The 18,221-nt window shown below is 63.4% G+C and carries 15 protein-coding genes; 14 read left to right on the top strand and 1 reads right to left on the bottom strand.

The window, feature by feature from the left end; translation table 11 throughout:
* Positions 1–160: 160 nt before the first annotated feature.
* On the top strand, positions 161–415 hold the full coding sequence (gene bamE / locus ACF8FB_RS06480) for an outer membrane protein assembly factor BamE (protein ID WP_003249234.1): 255 nt from the start codon (positions 161–163) through the stop codon (positions 413–415).
* The gene (locus ACF8FB_RS06475) at positions 412–984 is read left to right on the top strand and encodes a lipocalin family protein (RefSeq protein WP_004576931.1); all 573 of its coding nucleotides are present in this window, start codon (positions 412–414) and stop codon (positions 982–984) included. Before bamE ends, ACF8FB_RS06475 begins: the two co-directional genes overlap by 4 nt.
* A gap of 70 nt (positions 985–1,054) precedes the next feature.
* Here the strand turns inward: ACF8FB_RS06475 and ACF8FB_RS06470 are convergent, their stop codons facing one another.
* Entirely contained in the window at positions 1,055–2,419 is a 1,365-nt protein-coding gene (locus ACF8FB_RS06470) for a formimidoylglutamate deiminase (RefSeq protein WP_392511132.1), read from the bottom strand.
* 144 nt (positions 2,420–2,563) lie between these two features.
* On the opposite strand from ACF8FB_RS06470, the gene hutC reads away from it, so the two are divergent.
* From hutC to ACF8FB_RS06410, 12 genes are all read left to right on the top strand, one after another.
* Positions 2,564–3,274, top strand: a complete 711-nt coding sequence (gene hutC, locus ACF8FB_RS06465) for a histidine utilization repressor (protein ID WP_172830964.1) — start codon at positions 2,564–2,566, stop codon at positions 3,272–3,274.
* The gene (locus tag ACF8FB_RS06460) at positions 3,271–3,843 is read left to right on the top strand and encodes a HutD family protein (RefSeq protein WP_010955590.1); all 573 of its coding nucleotides are present in this window, start codon (positions 3,271–3,273) and stop codon (positions 3,841–3,843) included. Before hutC ends, ACF8FB_RS06460 begins: the two co-directional genes overlap by 4 nt.
* Before the next feature lie 201 nt (positions 3,844–4,044).
* Positions 4,045–5,718 (top strand): urocanate hydratase, encoded by a 1,674-nt coding sequence (gene hutU, locus ACF8FB_RS06455; protein WP_014592682.1) that lies wholly within the window; start codon positions 4,045–4,047, stop codon positions 5,716–5,718.
* 108 nt (positions 5,719–5,826) lie between these two features.
* Complete coding sequence (hutH, locus tag ACF8FB_RS06450) at positions 5,827–7,359, top strand: histidine ammonia-lyase (RefSeq protein ID WP_010955589.1); 1,533 nt, start codon at positions 5,827–5,829, stop codon at positions 7,357–7,359.
* Positions 7,360–7,515: 156 nt separating this feature from the next.
* A complete protein-coding gene (locus ACF8FB_RS06445; RefSeq protein WP_010955588.1) occupies positions 7,516–8,919 on the top strand; it encodes an amino acid permease in 1,404 nt (467 codons plus the stop codon).
* 15 nt (positions 8,920–8,934) lie between these two features.
* Positions 8,935–10,140: an imidazolonepropionase gene (gene hutI, locus ACF8FB_RS06440; protein ID WP_010955587.1), complete on the top strand. Its 1,206-nt coding sequence runs from the start codon at positions 8,935–8,937 to the stop codon at positions 10,138–10,140.
* 10 nt (positions 10,141–10,150) lie between these two features.
* The gene (gene hutG / locus ACF8FB_RS06435) at positions 10,151–10,954 is read left to right on the top strand and encodes an N-formylglutamate deformylase (RefSeq protein ID WP_010955586.1); all 804 of its coding nucleotides are present in this window, start codon (positions 10,151–10,153) and stop codon (positions 10,952–10,954) included.
* Positions 10,955–11,123: 169 nt separating this feature from the next.
* Positions 11,124–12,095, top strand: coding sequence for a prolyl aminopeptidase (gene pip / locus ACF8FB_RS06430; RefSeq protein WP_003249260.1), 972 nt, complete (start codon positions 11,124–11,126; stop codon positions 12,093–12,095).
* Complete coding sequence (gene dtd / locus ACF8FB_RS06425; RefSeq protein ID WP_003249262.1) at positions 12,092–12,529, top strand: D-aminoacyl-tRNA deacylase; 438 nt, start codon at positions 12,092–12,094, stop codon at positions 12,527–12,529. The genes pip and dtd overlap by 4 nt, the downstream gene beginning before the upstream one ends.
* Before the next feature lie 263 nt (positions 12,530–12,792).
* On the top strand, positions 12,793–14,532 hold the full coding sequence (locus ACF8FB_RS06420; protein ID WP_392511131.1) for a glucan biosynthesis protein G: 1,740 nt from the start codon (positions 12,793–12,795) through the stop codon (positions 14,530–14,532).
* Positions 14,525–17,098: a glucans biosynthesis glucosyltransferase MdoH gene (gene mdoH, locus ACF8FB_RS06415; protein ID WP_010955584.1), complete on the top strand. Its 2,574-nt coding sequence runs from the start codon at positions 14,525–14,527 to the stop codon at positions 17,096–17,098. The genes ACF8FB_RS06420 and mdoH overlap by 8 nt, the downstream gene beginning before the upstream one ends.
* 296 nt (positions 17,099–17,394) lie before the next feature.
* Positions 17,395–18,192 (top strand): transporter substrate-binding domain-containing protein, encoded by a 798-nt coding sequence (locus tag ACF8FB_RS06410; RefSeq protein WP_026031986.1) that lies wholly within the window; start codon positions 17,395–17,397, stop codon positions 18,190–18,192.
* Positions 18,193–18,221 lie beyond the last annotated feature (29 nt).

Raw genomic sequence — 18,221 nt, 5'->3', positions numbered from 1 at the left:
TTGGGCGCATGATTAATGCTTTGTGATTAATCGCACAGTAGTGGCCATCCGACCAATGGTGTAGGGACATAGGGGGTGGGGCAGGGAACCTGGGAGGGATTTTCACGTCGAAGGTCACTGCAGGCCACTCGCCTGTATCATCTTTCAGGAGTGTCCCTTCATGTCGTTGCGTTCCCTCGCCCTGTTGTCGCTGTGCGTCGTGCTGACTGCCTGCAGCAAGATCAATCAGGAAAACTATTCCAAGATCAAGGCCGGTATGAACAAGGCCGAGGTCGAGCAGTTGCTCGGCACGCCGACCGAGTGTTCTGGCGCGTTGGGCATGAGCAGCTGCACCTGGGGGGACGAGAAGAGCTTCATCAGCGTGCAGTACGCAGCTGACAAGGTGCTGATGTATTCCGGGCAGGGCCTCAAATGAGGCGTGCGTACCTGCTGATGGGGGTATGCCTGGCGTTGCTGCTGGGCGGTTGTGCAGGTTCCGTGCACGACCCGCTGGCGCCGAAAACCGCCGGCCATGTCGACCTCAAGCGCTACCAGGGCAAATGGTACGAGCTGGCGCGCCTGCCCATGCGCTTCCAGGAAGGCTGCGAGCAGTCCGAGGCCCATTACAACCTCAGGCCTGATGGCAGTTATGGCGTGCTCAACCGCTGCCGCACCATGGGTGATGAATGGCTTCGCGCCGAAGGGCATGCGAATATCCAGGAGCCGGGGCACACCGACAAGCTGTGGGTCGAGTTCGATAACTGGTTCACCAGGCTGGTGCCAGGCGTGGCGCGGGGTGAGTACTGGATTCTTTATGTGGACGACCACTACCGCACGGCCATCGTCGGCAGCCCGGACCGCAAGTACCTTTGGATTCTGTCGCGCACACCGACACTGCCGGCCTGGGAGCGTGAGAACCTGCTGTCCAGGGCGCGGCAGCAGGGGTATGACACCAGCCGCTTGATCTGGCGGGCGTCCGATCAGCAAATAGTAAAAATGCACTGAGTTTTTTGGGGTTGCGTTGCAACCCTTCGCGGGCTTGCACGCGAAGGGCTGCAACGCAGCCCCGGTACGCTCAGCCCAAAAGCTGGCGCAACACCTTGGCAAACGCCCGCCCGCTTTCTTCTTCCTGGGCATGCCGCCCCTGGCGCACCACCCATTGCCCATTCACCATCACATCGCGCACCTGGCGATCGCCACCGGCAAACAGCCAACGGTTGAGAATGGCATCACCCTCCGCCATGGCGATGTAGGGGTCCTGCCCATCGAGCACCAGCCAGTCGGCGCGCTTGCCCACCGCCAACTCGCCGATCGCCTGCCCCAGCGCCTGCGCACCACCGCTCAGCGCCGCGTCATACAGCGTGCGCCCGACCATCGGCTGGTCGCCGCGATACAGGCGGTTGCGTCGCTGGTCCCGCAGGCGCTGGCCATATTCCAGCCAGCGCAGCTCCTCCACCACGCTTAACGACACATGGCTGTCCGAACCAATGCCCATGCGCCCGCCCTGTGCCAGGAAATCCACTGCCGGGAAGATCCCATCGCCCAGGTTGGCTTCGGTGGTCAGGCACAACCCGGCGACCGCGCCGCTGCGGGCCATGGCAGTCACTTCGTCCGGTTCGGCATGGGTAGCGTGTACCAGGCACCAGCGGCGGTCCACGTCCACGTGCTCGTACAGCCACTGCAGCGGGCGCAGGCCGCTCCAGGCCAGGCAGTCGTCGACTTCCTTCTGCTGTTCGGCGATGTGGATATGCACCGGGCACTGCCTGTCGCTGGCCGCCAGCACTTCGGCGATCTGCCCAGGCCTCACCGCCCGCAGCGAGTGGAAGCACAGGCCCAGGTGCTGCGCGGGTTGCGCGGCCAGCAACGGGAAGAGTTGCGCTTGCAGTTGCAGGTACTGTTCAGTGGAGTTGATGAAGCGCCGCTGCCCGTCGTTCGGCGCCTGGCCGCCAAAGCCTGCATGGCTGTACAGCACCGGTAGCAAGGTCAGGCCGATGCCGCTGTCGGCTGCAGCCGCGCTAATGCGTCGCGACAGCTCGGCCGGGTCGGCGTAGGGCTTGCCGGCCTGGTCGTGGTGCACGTAATGGAATTCGGCCACTGAGGTGTAGCCGCCCTTGAGCATCTCGATGTACAGCTGGCGGGCGATGACCTGAAGCTGCTCTGGGCTGATCTGCCCGACCAGGCGGTACATCAGGTCTCGCCAGGTCCAGAAACTGTCGTTGGGGTTGCCGGCGACTTCCGCCAGGCCTGCCATGGCGCGCTGGAAGGCATGCGAGTGCAGGTTGGGCATGCCGGGCAGCAGCGGGCCGGCCAGGCGCTCGGCGTCTTCGGCCGAAGCGCCAGGCTCGATGCTGGCCACACGGCCATCGCTGGCGACCTCGATACGCACATGGCTGGCCCAACCCGTAGGTAGCAGGGCGCGTTCGGCGAAGTAGGCTGACATCGGTGGAATCCTGTTATTGTTAACTTGTATATACATATACAGGCGTTTGCCTGCCGGGTAAACTGCGGCAAGCTACCGCTCATTTCATTTGCACAAGGATCCATCGCCGTGCCGACACCTCCTGTCTCCGTGCTGGTTGCCCAGATGGGCGAGGGCCCGGCGCCGCTCTACGCCCGGGTCAAACAGATGATCATCCAGCAGATCGACAACGGCAGCTGGCCACCGCATCACCGGGTACCCTCCGAGAGCGAGCTGGTCAACGAGCTGGGCTTCAGCCGCATGACCATCAACCGCGCCCTGCGTGAACTCACCGCAGAAGGCCTGCTGGTGCGCATGCAAGGGGTCGGCACCTTCGTGGCCGAGCCCAAGGGCCGTTCGGCGCTGTTCGAGGTCAACAACATTGCCGACGAAATTGCCGCGCGCGGACACCAGCATAGCTGCCAGGTGATCACGCTTGCCGAAGAAGCGGCCGGCTCCGAACGGGCGCTGGCGCTGGACATGCGTGAAGGTCAGCGCGTGTTCCATTCGTTGATCGTGCATTTCGAGAACGGCGTGCCAGTGCAGATCGAGGACCGTTACGTCAACGCGGCCATTGCGCCCGATTACCTCAAGCAGGACTTCACCCGGCAGACGCCTTACGCCTACCTGTCCCAGGTGGCGCCGCTGACGGAGGGCGAGCATGTGGTCGAGGCAATCCTGGCCGAGCCGGAAGAATGCACCCTGTTGCAGATCGACCGGGGCGAGCCTTGCCTGCTGATTCGTCGTCGCACCTGGTCCGGCCGCCAGCCGGTGACCGCTGCACGGCTGATCCACCCCGGTTCCCGTCATCGCCTGGAAGGACGTTTCAGCAAATGAGTCAGCTGCAGTTGTTGCGTGCGCACGATTACCCGCGCATGCCTTGGAAGAACGGTGGTGGTTTCACCGAAGAGATCACCCGCGACAGTGGCGAGGGTCTGGACGGTTTTGGTTGGCGTCTGTCGATTGCCGACATCGAAGAGTCGGGCGGGTTTTCCACCTTTGCCGGCTACCAGCGGATCATCACCGTGCTGCAGGGCGACGGCATGCGCCTGCTGGTCGATGGCCAGGCCAGTCGGCCATTGCTGGCGTTCGATGCGTTTGCGTTCAGCGGCGAGAGCCAGGTCAGCTGCAAGTTGCTGGGCGGGGCGATCCGCGATTTCAACCTGATCTATGCACCGCAGCGATATCGGGCGCGGCTGCAGTGGCTGGATGGCACCAGCCGGGTGTACAGCTCGGCGTCGACGGTGTTGTTGTTTGCTGCCAGCAGCCTGGTCGAAGTCACTATTTCCGGGCGCGAGACGCAGCGGTTGGGGTTGTTCGACTGCTTGCGGCTGGAAGGCAATGATGAATTGCTGGGGCTGGTTGTGCAGGGGCGGTGCTGCCTGATCGAACTTGATGGGCGCTGAAAGTTCGGCTGTAGATTTTTGGCGCCTGTGAGATCGAGCGCCGCCCGCGCGGCGCTCGATCTATACCCCAACATAAATCTCAAGCCAGGAACGGTAAGGTCCGATTATTTTGGTTGTCCATGCTTGTACATACAAGTAAAGGTGTGTTTGTATATTGACCACGACATACCCGCCCGCGGACGACCGCAGAGGACCTTTCCCGTGACCGACAACAACAAATACCGTGACGTTGAAATCCGTGCCCCACGTGGCAACAAGCTGACCGCCAAAAGCTGGCTGACCGAAGCGCCACTGCGCATGCTGATGAACAACCTCGATCCACAGGTCGCGGAAAACCCGAAAGAGCTGGTGGTATACGGCGGTATCGGCCGCGCCGCGCGCAACTGGGCCTGCTACGACAAGATCGTCGAAACCCTGACCCGCCTGGAAGACGACGAAACCCTGCTGGTGCAGTCGGGCAAGCCGGTCGGTGTGTTCAAGACCCACAGCAACGCACCGCGCGTGCTGATTGCCAACTCCAACCTGGTGCCACACTGGGCCAACTGGGAACACTTCAACGAACTGGACGCCAAGGGCCTGGCCATGTACGGCCAGATGACCGCCGGCAGCTGGATCTACATCGGCAGCCAGGGCATCGTCCAGGGCACCTATGAAACCTTCGTCGAAGCCGGTCGCCAGCACTACGGCGGCAGCCTGAAAGGCAAGTGGGTACTCACCGCTGGCCTGGGCGGCATGGGCGGCGCCCAGCCACTGGCCGCGACCCTGGCTGGGGCTTGCTCGCTGAACATCGAATGCCAGCAGAGCCGTATCGACTTCCGCCTGGAAACCCGCTATGTCGACGAGCAGGCCACTGACCTCGACGACGCCCTCGCACGCATCGCCAAGTACACCGCCGAAGGCAAGGCCATCTCCATCGCCCTGCACGGCAACGCCGCCGAAATCCTCCCAGAGCTGGTCAAACGTGGCGTGCGCCCGGACATGGTCACCGACCAGACCAGCGCCCACGACCCACTGAACGGCTACCTGCCAGCCGGCTGGACCTGGGAACAGTACCGCGACCGTGCGCAGACCGAACCGGCTGCAGTGGTCAAGGCCGCCAAGCAGTCGATGGCCGTGCACGTGCAGGCCATGCTGGACTTCCAGAAGCAGGGCATCCCGACCTTCGATTACGGCAACAACATCCGCCAGATGGCCAAGGAGGAGGGCGTGGCCAATGCCTTCGACTTCCCAGGCTTCGTCCCGGCCTACATCCGCCCACTGTTCTGCCGCGGCGTCGGCCCGTTCCGCTGGGCGGCGCTGTCCGGTGAAGCCGAGGACATCTACAAGACCGACGCCAAGGTCAAGGAACTGATCCCCGACGACGCCCACCTGCACCGCTGGCTGGACATGGCCCGCGAGCGCATCAGCTTCCAGGGCCTGCCGGCACGTATCTGCTGGGTGGGGCTGGGCCTTCGCGCCAAGCTGGGCCTGGCTTTCAACGAAATGGTCCGCAGCGGCGAGCTGTCGGCACCAGTGGTGATCGGCCGTGACCACCTCGACTCCGGCTCGGTATCCAGCCCGAACCGCGAAACCGAGGCCATGCGTGATGGTTCGGACGCTGTTTCCGACTGGCCGCTGCTCAACGCCCTGCTGAACACCGCAGGCGGCGCCACCTGGGTCTCGCTGCACCATGGCGGTGGCGTGGGCATGGGCTTCTCGCAGCACTCGGGCATGGTCATCGTCTGCGACGGTACCGATGAGGCCGCCGAGCGCATCGCCCGGGTACTGACCAACGACCCAGGGACTGGCGTCATGCGTCACGCCGATGCCGGTTATGAAATCGCCATCGACTGCGCCAAGGAGCAGGGCCTGGACCTGCCGATGATCACCGGCTGATCACCACGCTTTGGATCGCACCCTGCAAGGGGTGATACTGAACAACAAGAAGGAGCGCGCAGGCACCCACAAGCGGGCCTGCGGCTCCACGCGATTTGGAGTAGTAACGTGACCGAACTCACCCTCAAGCCTGGCACCCTGACCCTGGCCCAGCTGCGCGCGATCCATGCCGCGCCCGTGCGCCTGCAACTGGATGCCAGCGCCGCACCGGCCATCGACGCCAGCGTCGCCTGTGTCGAGCAGATCATTGCCGAAGACCGTACTGCCTACGGCATCAACACCGGTTTCGGCCTGCTGGCCTCGACCCGCATCGCCAGCCATGACCTGGAGAACCTGCAGCGCTCGCTGGTGCTGTCCCACGCCGCCGGTATCGGCGCGCCGCTGGATGACGACCTGGTGCGGTTGATCATGGTACTGAAGATCAACAGCCTCAGCCGTGGCTTCTCCGGCATCCGCCGCAAAGTCATCGACGCGCTTATTGCCCTGGTCAACGCCGAAGTCTACCCGCACATCCCGCTGAAAGGCTCGGTAGGCGCATCCGGTGACCTTGCCCCGCTAGCGCATATGTCGCTGGTGCTGCTGGGCGAAGGCAAGGCCCGCTACAAGGGCCAGTGGCTGCCGGCCACCGAAGCCTTGGCGATTGCCGGCCTCGAACCGCTGACCCTGGCCGCCAAAGAGGGCCTGGCCCTGCTCAACGGTACCCAGGCCTCCACCGCCTATGCCTTGCGTGGCCTGTTCCAGGCCGAAGACCTGTATGCCGCGGCCATCGCCTGCGGCGGCCTGAGCGTCGAAGCCGCATTGGGCTCGCGCTCGCCCTTCGATGCGCGTGTCCACGAAGTGCGTGGCCAACGCGGCCAGATCGACACCGCGGCCTGCTTCCGCGACCTGCTGGGCGACTCCAGCGAAGTGTCGCTGTCGCACAAGAACTGCGACAAGGTCCAGGACCCGTACTCGCTGCGCTGCCAGCCGCAGGTCATGGGTGCCTGCCTGACCCAGCTGCGTCAGGCCGCCGAGGTACTGGGCATCGAAGCCAACGCTGTGTCGGACAACCCGCTGGTGTTCGCTGCCGAAGGTGATGTGATCTCCGGCGGCAACTTCCACGCCGAACCGGTGGCCATGGCGGCTGACAACCTGGCCCTGGCCATCGCTGAAATCGGCTCGCTCAGCGAGCGCCGCATCTCGCTGATGATGGACAAGCACATGTCCCAGCTGCCGCCGTTCCTGGTGGAAAACGGTGGGGTCAACTCCGGCTTCATGATCGCCCAGGTCACCGCTGCCGCCCTGGCCAGCGAGAACAAGGCTTTGTCGCACCCGCACAGCGTCGACAGCCTGCCAACTTCGGCCAACCAGGAGGACCACGTGTCGATGGCCCCGGCCGCCGGCAAGCGCCTGTGGGAAATGGCCGAAAACACCCGTGGCGTGCTGGCCATCGAATGGCTGGGCGCGTGCCAGGGCCTGGACCTGCGCAAAGGCCTGAAGACTTCGGCCAAGCTGGAGCAGGCGCGCCAGGCGCTGCGCAGTGAGGTGCCGCACTACGACCGTGACCGTTTCTTCGCGCCGGATATCGAAAAGGCCGTGGACCTGTTGGCCAAGGGTAGTCTGACCGGCTTGCTGCCGGCGGGTGTACTGCCAAGCCTGTAACGCCCCTGGGGCCGCTGGGCGGCCCTTCGCGGGCGCGCCCGCTCCCACAGAAGTAGGTGCAAAACACCATCCCCTGTGGGAGCGGGCGTGCCCGCGAAGGGGCTGCGCAGCAGCCCCCTGAATCTCACGACCACAAAAACAATTCAAGGACGTGACATGCAACAAGCTCAAGGTCTCAAGCGCGGGCTAAGTGCCCGCCACATCCGTTTCATGGCCCTCGGCTCCGCCATCGGCACCGGCCTTTTCTACGGCTCTGCCTCGGCCATCCAGATGGCAGGCCCGGCCGTTCTGCTGGCCTACCTGATCGGCGGCGCTGCAGTGTTCATGGTCATGCGCGCCCTTGGCGAAATGGCCGTGCACAACCCGGTGGCCGGCTCCTTCGGCCACTACGCCACCACCTACCTCGGCCCAATGGCCGGCTTCATCCTTGGCTGGACCTACGCTTTCGAGATGGTCATCGTCGCCATCGCCGACGTCACCGCGTTCGGTATCTACATGGGCTTCTGGTTCCCGGAGGTAGCCCGCTGGATCTGGGTGCTGGGCATCGTTTTCCTGATCGGCGGCCTCAACCTGTGCAACGTCAAGGTATTCGGCGAAATGGAATTCTGGCTGTCGCTGCTCAAGGTCGGCGCCATCGTGGCGATGATCCTGGCCGGCCTCGGCATCATGGCTTTCGGTTTCAGCCAGGTGGGTACCGGGCATGCCGTGGGCATGAGCAACCTGTTCGACCACGGCGGCTTCATGCCTAACGGCGTGGGGGGCTTGATTGCGTCGTTTGCCGTGGTGATGTTCGCCTTCGGCGGTATCGAGATCATCGGCGTCACCGCCGGCGAGGCAAAAGACCCGCAGCGCGTCATTCCCAAAGCGATCAACGCGGTGCCACTGCGTATCCTGCTGTTCTACGTGCTCACCCTGTTCGTGCTGATGTGCCTGTACCCATGGCCGCAGATCGGCAGCCAGGGCAGCCCGTTCGTGCAGATCTTCAGCAACCTGGGCATTGGCTCTGCCGCTGCCGTGCTGAACGTCGTGGTGATTTCCGCTGCCATCTCCGCCATCAACAGCGACATCTTTGGCGCTGGCCGCATGATGTATGGCCTGGCCCAGCAAGGCCACGCCCCGCGCGGTTTCAGCAAGTTGTCGAAACATGGCGTACCGTGGATGACCGTCGTGGTGATGGGGGCTGCGCTGCTGATCGGCGTATTGCTCAACTACCTGATCCCGGAAAATGTGTTCCTGCTGATTGCCTCGATCGCCACCTTCGCCACGGTGTGGGTGTGGCTGATGATCCTGCTCACCCAGGTAGCCATGCGCCGCAGCATGAGCCGCGAGCAAGTGGCCCAGCTCAAGTTTCCGGTACCGTTCTGGCCATACGGCCCGGCCATGGCCATTGCGTTCATGGTGTTCATCTTTGGCGTGCTCGGTTACTTCCCGGACACCCAGGCGGCATTGATCGTCGGCGTGATCTGGGTGGTATTCCTGGTGGCGTCCTACCTGCTGTGGTGCAAGCCGCGCGCAGGGCAGGGCCAGCCGGTAGCGGAGCCGGCCGAGCTGCACCGCTAGCAAAGGAGATTGTGCATGAGAACCCTCTGGCAGCATTGCCATGTTGCAACCATGGCCGATGGCCGCTACTCGGCCATCGAGGATGCGGCGATCGTCACCAGCGCCGGGCTGATCGAGTGGATAGGCCCGCGCGCCGAGCTGGCGCCCGTCGAAGCTGACCGCACGGTTGACCTGGGTGGTGCCTGGGTCACTCCCGGGCTGATCGACTGCCACACCCATGCGGTGTTCGGCGGCAACCGCAGCGGCGAGTTCGAGCAACGCCTGCAGGGCGTGAGCTATGCCGAAATCGCCGCACAGGGTGGCGGTATCGCCAGCACTGTGCGGGCTACCCGTGCGGCCAGCGAAGACGAGTTGTTCGCCAGTGCTCACCAGCGCGTTCAGGCACTGATGCGCGATGGCGTGACCACCCTCGAGATCAAGTCCGGCTACGGCCTGGACCTGGCCAACGAGCGCAAGATGCTGCGAGTGGCCCGCCGCCTGGCCGACGAGCTGCCGCTGACGGTGCGTGCCACGTGCCTGGCGGCGCACGCTTTGCCCCCGGAGTACGCGGGTCGGGCCGACGACTACATCGCGCACATCTGTGACGAGATGTTGCCGGCCTTGGCCGGCGAAGGCCTGGTGGATGCGGTGGATGCCTTCTGCGAACACCTCGCGTTCTCGCCGGCCCAGGTCGAGCGGCTGTTCATCAAGGCGCGCGAACTGGGCCTGCCGGTCAAGCTGCATGCCGAACAACTGTCATCGTTGCACGGCTCAAGCCTGGCCGCGCGTTACCAGGCACTGTCGGCTGACCATCTGGAGTTCATGACAGAGGAAGACGCCGTGGCCATGGCAAGCGCCGGCACGGTCGCCGTGCTGCTACCGGGTGCTTTCTACTTCCTGCGTGAAACCCAGCTGCCGCCAATGGATGCATTGCGCCGCCACGGGGTAAAGATTGCCCTGGCCAGCGACCTCAACCCCGGCACCTCGCCAGGGTTGTCGCTGCGGTTGATGCTGAACATGGGCTGCACCTGCTTCCGCATGACGCCGGAAGAGGCCCTGGCAGGCGTTACGGTGCACGCTGCCACGGCGCTGGGCTTGGGTGACAGCCACGGTTCGCTGCAAGTGGGCAAGGTGGCTGACTTCGTTGCCTGGCAAATCGAACGCCCCGCCGACCTGGCCTACTGGCTGGGTGGCGACCTGCCCAAGCGTGTAGTGCGCATGGGCCACGAAATCTCCAACTGAGCGAGGCACGATGGACAAGGTATTGAGTTTTCACCAAGGTCGCCTGCCGCTGCTGATCAGCATGCCGCACGCTGGCTTGCGTCTGACCGACGCCGTGCGCGACGGCCTGGTCGACCAGGCGCAAAGCTTGCCGGACACCGACTGGCACATCCCGCAGTTGTACGACTTTGCCCGTGACATGGGCGCCAGCGTGGTGGCCGCAGAGTACTCACGCTTCGTCATCGACCTGAACCGTCCGGAGGACGACAAGCCGCTGTACGTCGGCGCCACCACGGGCTTGTACCCGGCGACCTTGTTCGGCGGCGAACCCCTCTTCAAAGACGGGCTGGCGCCGTCTGGCGAAGAGCGCAAACGCTACCTGGAGCAAATCTGGCGCCCTTATCACACGACTATTCGTCGTGAACTGGATCGCTTGCGTGAGCAGTTTGGCTATGCGCTGCTGTGGGATGCCCATTCGATCCGTTCGCTGATCCCGCACCTGTTCGACGGCAAGTTACCGGACTTCAACCTGGGTACTTTCAACGGCGCCAGTTGCGATCCTGCACTGGCTGATCGGCTGCAGGGTGTGTGCGCCAAGGTGCAAGGTTACAACCATGTGCTTAATGGTCGGTTCAAAGGCGGTCACATCACCCGGCATTATGGCGACCCGGCCAACCATATCCATGCTGTGCAACTGGAGCTGGCGCAAAGCACCTATATGGAGGAAGTCGAGCCTTTTGCCTACCGGGAAGACTTGGCGCAACCGACGCAAGCGGTATTGAGGCAGCTACTGCAAGCGCTGCTGGCCTGGGGCGACGAGCGTTACAAGCGTTGAGTGGAGGCGGCGACGCTATCGGCGTCGCCAGGCACCGTGGGAGGCAGTTGCCGGAATTCTGCGCAAGGGTCAATTCGCGCCGTTCGAACGCGTCAGCAAGGACGGTGCTGAAAGCGCAATTCAGGTTTATGATGGCCCACGGCCGAATAATCCTCACACGGAGTGCGCAATGCAGACCCTCTACCCGCAGATCAAACCCTACGCCAGGCACGATCTGGCCGTGGAAGCGCCGCATGTGCTTTATGTCGACGAAAGCGGCTCGCCGGAAGGTCTGCCCGTGGTGTTCATCCACGGAGGCCCCGGTGCTGGCTGCGACGCCCAGAGCCGCTGCTACTTTGATCCCAACCTGTACCGCATCATCACCTTCGACCAGCGCGGCTGTGGCCGCTCCACGCCTCATGCGAGCCTGGAGAACAACACCACCTGGCACCTGGTCGAAGACCTGGAGCGCATTCGCGAACACCTTGGCATAGACAAGTGGGTGCTGTTCGGTGGTTCTTGGGGCTCGACCCTGGCCCTGGCCTACGCTCAGGCTCACCCCGAACGCGTGCACGGCCTGATCCTGCGCGGCATCTTCCTGTGCCGGCCGCAGGAAATCGAGTGGTTCTACCAGGAAGGCGCCAGCCGCCTGTTCCCCGACTACTGGCAGGACTACATCGCACCGATTCCACCGGAGGAACGCGGCGACCTGGTCAGGGCCTTCCACAAGCGCCTGACCGGTAACGACCAGATCGCCCAGATGCACGCCGCCAAGGCGTGGTCCACCTGGGAAGGCCGTACCGCCACCCTGCGCCCCAACCCGCTGGTGGTCGACCGCTTTTCCGAACCGCAGCGGGCGCTGTCGATCGCCCGCATCGAATGCCACTACTTCATGAACAACGCCTTCCTCGAACCGGACCAGCTGATCCGCGATCTGCCCAAAATCGCCCACCTGCCGGCGGTGATCGTGCATGGTCGCTACGATGTGATCTGCCCCTTGGACAACGCCTGGGCGTTGCACCAGGCCTGGCCGAACAGTGAGTTGAAAGTGATCCGTGACGCCGGTCACGCGGCTTCCGAGCCTGGCATCACCGATGCCTTGGTGCGTGCCGCCGACCAGATGGCCCGGCGCCTGCTCGATTTGCCTCTGGAAGAAGCATGAGGGGCCTGCTGCAGCGCGTGCGCGGTGCGCGGGTTGAAGTGGCGGGGGAGGTGGTCGGCGCCATCGACCAAGGGTTGCTGGTGCTGGTCGCGGTCGAGCCTGAAGATTCCCGTGAACAGGCCGATAAGCTGTTGCACAAGCTGCTGAACTACCGGGTGTTCAGTGACGAGCAGGGCAAGATGAACCTGTCGCTCAAGGATGTCGGGGGTGGCCTGCTACTGGTGTCACAGTTCACCTTGGCGGCCGACACCCGCAATGGCATGCGTCCAAGCTTCTCGACCGCAGCGCCACCGGCCCTCGGCGCCGAGTTGTTCGACTATCTTTTGCAACAGGCAAAAGCTCAGTACGCCGACGTAGCCAGCGGCCGTTTTGGTGCGGATATGCAGGTGCACCTGGTCAATGATGGCCCGGTAACATTTATGTTACAAATATGAGGTCAAAAAACCCGTTGTTCACAGGAAAACAAGGGGTTTTGTACGATAAATAGTTGCTCCAGCCTGATGCGTTGTCACGCAACCTGCTGGATAATCGCGCGCTGCATGGACCTGCGTTCGTAGGTCCGTTTCACTCTGACTCGAGCATTGTCTGGATCCGTTTGGGGAATCATTACGCCCTCTCGGGGTCCGAACAGTGCTCGCCAACCCGGCATTTGTCGCTGGCCGTTGGTTTCATGATCTGTTTTCGGCGAGGGTTGCTCGTGATTGTTAGTCCCCAAAAAGCATCAAGAATCCCCAGCGTCGGGCTACGCAAGTCGCTGATGGCCAGTGTGGCTCTGGTCGGCCTGATGAGCGCGGGCCAGCTGTGGGCATTCAATCTTGACGATGTTGCTGCCAAGGCAAAGGATCTGGCCGGCCAGAAGTACGAAGCGCCAAAAAGCAACCTGCCGGCCGTGTTCCGCGACATGAAGTTCGCGGACTACCAGAAAATCCGTTTCCTGCAGGAAAAGGCCGAGTGGGCCAAGGACAAGACCCCGTTCAAGCTGTCGTTCTATCATCAGGGCATGCACTTCGACACCCCGGTGAAAATCAACGAGGTCACCGCCACCAAGGTCGAGGAAATCAAGTACGACCCGGACCGCTTCGAGTTCGGTGACGTGCCGCACGACCCGGAAACCACGAAAAACCTCGGTTATGCCGGTTTCCGCGTGCTGTACCCGATCAACAAGGCCGACAAGCAGGACGAGATCATGACCCTGCTTGGCGCCAGCTATTTCCGCGTAGTCGGCAAGGGCCACGTGTACGGCCTGTCTGCCCGTGGCCTGGCCATCGACACCGCCCTGCCGTCGGGCGAAGAATTCCCGCGCTTCACCGAGTTCTGGGTTGAAAAGCCCAAGCCAGCCGACAAGCACCTGGTGATCTACGCGCTGTTGGATTCGCCGCGCTCCACCGGCGCCTACAAGCTGACCCTGCGTCCAGGCAACGACACCGTGGTCGACGTGCAGTCCCGCGTGTTCCTGCGTGATCATGTCAGCCGCCTGGGCATTGCTCCGCTGACCAGCATGTACCTGTTCGGCCCCAACCAGCCGTCCAAGGTGCTCAACTACCGCCCGGCCCTGCACGACTCCGAAGGCCTGTCGATCCATGCCGGCAACGGCGAGTGGCTGTGGCGCCCGCTGAACAACCCGAAACACCTGGCCGTGAGTAACTTCAGCGTCGAGAACCCACGTGGTTTCGGCCTGATGCAGCGTCAGCGCGCCTTCAGTGACTACGAAGACCTCGACGACAACTACCAGAAGCGCCCAAGCGCCTGGATCGAGCCGAAGGGTGACTGGGGCAAGGGTAGCGTCGACCTGGTCGAAATCCCGACCGCCGACGAGACCAACGACAATATCGTGGCCTTCTGGAGCCCGGAGAAACTGCCGGAGCCAGGTAAGCCGTTCGAGTACGCCTACCGCCTGCACTGGACCATCGACGAGCCGAAGTTCCAGGCCCCTGATCTGGGCTGGGTCAAGCAGACCCTGCGTTCCACGGGTGACGTCAAGCAGTCCAACCTGATCCGCCAGCCAGATGGCAGCGTGGCATTCCTGGTCGACTTCGCCGGCCCGGCGCTTGCCGCCCTGCCGGAAGACGCCGCCGTGCGCAGCCAGATCAGCGTGGGCGACAACGCCGAGGTGGTCGAGAACAATCTGCGCTATAACCCTGAGACCAAGGGCTGGCGCCTGACCCTGCGCCTGAAGGTCAAGGAAGCCAACAAGTCGACCGAAATGCGCGCCGCACTGGTGCGTGATGTACCGGTCGAGCCTGCCAAGCCTGCCCAGGACGCCAAGCAGGACAAGGCCGCAGCCAAGCATGCCAAGGCCGAGAAAGCCGTCAAGGCTGAGCAATCTGCCAAGGCCGAACAACCTGCCGCCGATGCGGCGCCCACCAACGGGGCCCCGGCCACCACCGAGAAGGTGCTGACCGAGACCTGGAGCTATCAGTTGCCTGCCGATGAGTAACTCAAGCGCAAGGCCGGAATCGCTTGGCGAGTACCTGGCCCACCTACCACTGAGCGACGAGCAGCGGGCTGAGCTTGCCAGCTGCACCTCGTTCAGTGAGCTACACCAACGCTTGGCGGCCAACCCGGCCGCCAGCTCTGCCGAGGCCGTGCAGGCCTCGGTGGGCCCGCGCCTGACCGTGGGCAGCGCCGCCGAGCTGGAAGAAGCCGAAATGCTCGGCGTCGACGGCAGCGGCCGCCTGTGCCTGAAGATCGCCCCGCCGATCAAACGCACCAAGGTCGTGCCCGAGCCATGGCGCACCAATGTGCTGATCCGCATGTGGCGACGCATGACCGGCCGCCCCAATGCCCCGCAGCCGCCCAAGCGCGAGCTGCCGCCGGCCCGCTGGCGCACGGTCGGCTCTATCCGCCGTTACATTCTGCTGGCGCTGATGATCGGCCAGACCATCGTCGCTGGCTGGTACATGAAAGGCATCCTGCCGTACCAGGGCTGGTCGTTCGTGGACTTTGACGAAATCGTCAACCAGCCGCTGTGGGACACGGTGGTGCAGGTGTGGCCGTATGCCCTGCAAACTTCCATCCTGATCCTCTTCGGCATCCTGTTCTGCTGGGTGTCGGCGGGCTTCTGGACCGCGCTGATGGGCTTCCTCGAGCTGCTCACCGGGCGTGACAAATACAAGATTTCCGGTAGCAGCGCAGGCAACGAGCCGATCGCGCCCGAGGCGCGTACCGCGCTGGTGATGCCGATCTGCAACGAAGACGTGCCGCGGGTGTTCGCCGGCCTGCGCGCAACGTTCGAGTCGGTGGCCGCCAGCGGCAACCTCGACCGGTTCGACTTCTTTGTGCTCAGCGACACCAACGACACCGACATTGCCGTGGCCGAGCAACAGGCCTGGCTGGATGTGTGCCGTGAAACCAAAGGCTTTGGCCGCATCTTCTACCGCCGCCGTCGGCGCCGTGTGAAGCGCAAGAGCGGTAACCTCGACGACTTCTGCCGTCGCTGGGGTGGCGAGTACAAGTACATGGTCGTGCTCGACGCCGACAGCGTCATGAGCGGCGAGTGCCTGAGCAGCCTGGTGCGCCTGATGGAGGCCAACCCGGACGCCGGCATCATCCAGACCGGGCCGAAAGCCTCGGGCATGGACACCCTGTATGCACGCATGCAGCAGTTCGCTACCCGCGTGTACGGCCCACTGTTCACTGCCGGTCTGCACTTCTGGCAGTTGGGTGAGTCGCACTACTGGGGCCACAACGCGATCATCCGCATGAAGCCGTTCATCGAGCACTGCGCCCTGGCGCCGTTGCCGGGCAAAGGCGCGTTCGCCGGTGCCATCCTTTCCCACGACTTCGTCGAAGCTGCGCTGATGCGCCGTGCCGGCTGGGGTGTGTGGATTGCCTACGACTTGCCGGGCAGCTACGAAGAACTGCCGCCAAACCTGCTTGACGAGCTCAAGCGCGACCGCCGCTGGTGCCACGGCAACCTGATGAACTTCCGCCTGTTCCTGGTCAAGGGCATGCACCCGGTTCACCGTGCGGTGTTCCTTACCGGGGTGATGTCTTACCTGTCGGCGCCGCTGTGGTTCCTGTTCCTGGTGCTGTCGACCGCGCTGCTGGCAACCAACACGCTGATGGAGCCACAGTATTTCATCGAGCCGTACCAGCTTTACCCGCTGTGGCCGCAGTGGCACCCGGAGAAGGCTGTGGCGCTGTTCTCCACCACCATTGTGCTGCTGTTCCTGCCCAAGCTGCTCAGCGTCATCCTGATCTGGGCCAAGGGCGCCGTCGAGTACGGTGGACGCGTCAAGGTCACCTTGTCGATGCTGATGGAGATGCTGTTCTCCATGTTGCTGGCACCGGTACGCATGATCTTCCACACCCGCTTCGTGCTGGCCGCATTCCTCGGCTGGGCTGCGACCTGGAACTCGCCGCAGCGTGACGACGACTCCACGCCGTGGGGCGAAGCGGTGCGCCGGCATGGCCCGCAGACGCTGCTGGGCATTGCCTGGGCCGCACTGGTGGCGTGGTTGAACCCGAGCTTCCTGTGGTGGCTGGCGCCTATCGTCGGTTCGCTGGTGCTGTCGATCCCGGTATCGGTGATTTCCAGCCGCACCCGCCTGGGCCTGGCGGCCAAGGACGAGAAGCTGTTCCTTATCCCAGAGGAATACGCCACGCCACAAGAGCTGTTGGCTACCGACCAGTACACCCACGAAAACCGCTGGCATGCCCTGCATGATGGCTTCGTGCGGGCCGTGGTCGACCCGCGGCAGAATGCCCTGGCCTGTGCCATGGCCACTGCCCGCCATGGCCAGGCGGCACCGATCGAAGCGTTGCGTGCCGAGCGCGTTGCCAAGGCGATTGAAGTCGGGCCGAAAGGCCTGGACCTCAATACTCGCCTGGCTCTGCTCAGCGACCCGGTGGCACTGAGCCGCCTGCACGAGCAGGTGTGGGCCGAGCACAATGCGGCATGGATCGATGTGTGGCGTGCGTCGATCAACAATGACCCGCATTCGCCGCTGTTGCCGTTGCACCCTGAAAACGCAGGCCAACCGAGCCTCGTCGGCGCTTGATCGGGCCTGTTCGCGGCGGTTCGGCGCCCCGATGAACCCGCCCTACGGGGCGCATGACCGGGCCTCTTCGCGGGTGAACCCGCTCCTACCAGGGATACACATGCCCTTGTAGGAGCGGGTTCACCCGCGAAGCTTTTTGGCCTAACCCCCTCATTTTGGCCAACAAAGTCCCCCTGCGGCTCTAGGTCCACGGGCCGCCATGCGTTAGCATCCCTCTCCGATACGACGCTTCGGCCAGTACGGCCGTGCCAACACAATAAGATTCGCTACTTTTCTTGCTAGGGGACTTGGTGATGATCAAGAAATACCTTTCGCGACTGCTGGTCGGTGTGACCGCCCTGGTCGCCGTGACCGCGGCCCAGGCGGGCGCCATCGACGACGCGGTCAAGCGTGGCACCCTGCGGGTGGGCATGGACCCGACTTACATGCCGTTCCAGATGACCAACAAACGTGGCGAGATCATCGGCTTCGAAGTCGATATCCTCAAAGCCATGGCCAAGTCCATGGGCGTGAAGTTCGAGGCAGTGTCCACCGCCTATGACGGCATCATCCCGGCCCTGCTGACCGACAAGTTCGACATGATCGGCAGCGGCATGACCCTGACCCAGGAGCGCAACCTGCGCCTGAACTTCAGCGAACCCTTCATCGTGGTTGGCCAGACCCTGCTGATCCGCAAGGAGCTGGCTGGCGAGATCAAGTCGTACAAGGACCTGAACAACGAGAAGTACCGCCTGACCTCCAAGCTTGGCACCACCGGCGAAATGGTCTCCAAGAAGCTGATCAGCAAAGCCAAGTACCACGGCTACGACAACGAACAGGAAGCCGTCATGGACGTGGTCAACGGCAAGGCCGACGCCTTTGTCTATGACGCGCCGTACAACGTGGTGGCGGTGGATAAAGCCGGTGCAGGCAAGCTGCTGTTCCTCGACGAGCCCTTCACCTACGAGCCGCTGGCCTTCGGCCTGAAGAAAGGCGACTACGACAGCATCAACTTCATCAACAACTTCCTGCACCAGATCAAGCACGACGGGACCTACGATCGTATTCACGACAAGTGGTTCAAGAACAAGGACTGGCTGAAGGAAATGGAATAAGGCTCAGGCCACAAGCCCGGCTTTATGAC

The sequence above is a fragment of the Pseudomonas sp. yb_2 genome (genome assembly GCF_043103905.1).
Taxonomy (GTDB): domain Bacteria; phylum Pseudomonadota; class Gammaproteobacteria; order Pseudomonadales; family Pseudomonadaceae; genus Aquipseudomonas; species Aquipseudomonas alloputida.
The sequence above is the reverse complement of the archived record's forward strand: the minus strand, read 5'-3'. Positions and strand labels throughout refer to the sequence as shown.

Coding starts and splice junctions, on each gene's coding strand:
- bamE (WP_003249234.1), top strand. CDS start 161: ATGTCGTTGCGTTCCCTCGCCCTGTTGTCGCTGTGCGTCGTGCTGACT.
- ACF8FB_RS06475 (WP_004576931.1), top strand. CDS start 412: ATGAGGCGTGCGTACCTGCTGATGGGGGTATGCCTGGCGTTGCTGCTG.
- ACF8FB_RS06470 (WP_392511132.1), bottom strand. CDS start 2,419: ATGTCAGCCTACTTCGCCGAACGCGCCCTGCTACCTACGGGTTGGGCC.
- hutC (WP_172830964.1), top strand. CDS start 2,564: ATGGGCGAGGGCCCGGCGCCGCTCTACGCCCGGGTCAAACAGATGATC.
- ACF8FB_RS06460 (WP_010955590.1), top strand. CDS start 3,271: ATGAGTCAGCTGCAGTTGTTGCGTGCGCACGATTACCCGCGCATGCCT.
- ACF8FB_RS06445 (WP_010955588.1), top strand. CDS start 7,516: ATGCAACAAGCTCAAGGTCTCAAGCGCGGGCTAAGTGCCCGCCACATC.
- hutI (WP_010955587.1), top strand. CDS start 8,935: ATGAGAACCCTCTGGCAGCATTGCCATGTTGCAACCATGGCCGATGGC.
- hutG (WP_010955586.1), top strand. CDS start 10,151: ATGGACAAGGTATTGAGTTTTCACCAAGGTCGCCTGCCGCTGCTGATC.
- pip (WP_003249260.1), top strand. CDS start 11,124: ATGCAGACCCTCTACCCGCAGATCAAACCCTACGCCAGGCACGATCTG.
- dtd (WP_003249262.1), top strand. CDS start 12,092: ATGAGGGGCCTGCTGCAGCGCGTGCGCGGTGCGCGGGTTGAAGTGGCG.
- mdoH (WP_010955584.1), top strand. CDS start 14,525: ATGAGTAACTCAAGCGCAAGGCCGGAATCGCTTGGCGAGTACCTGGCC.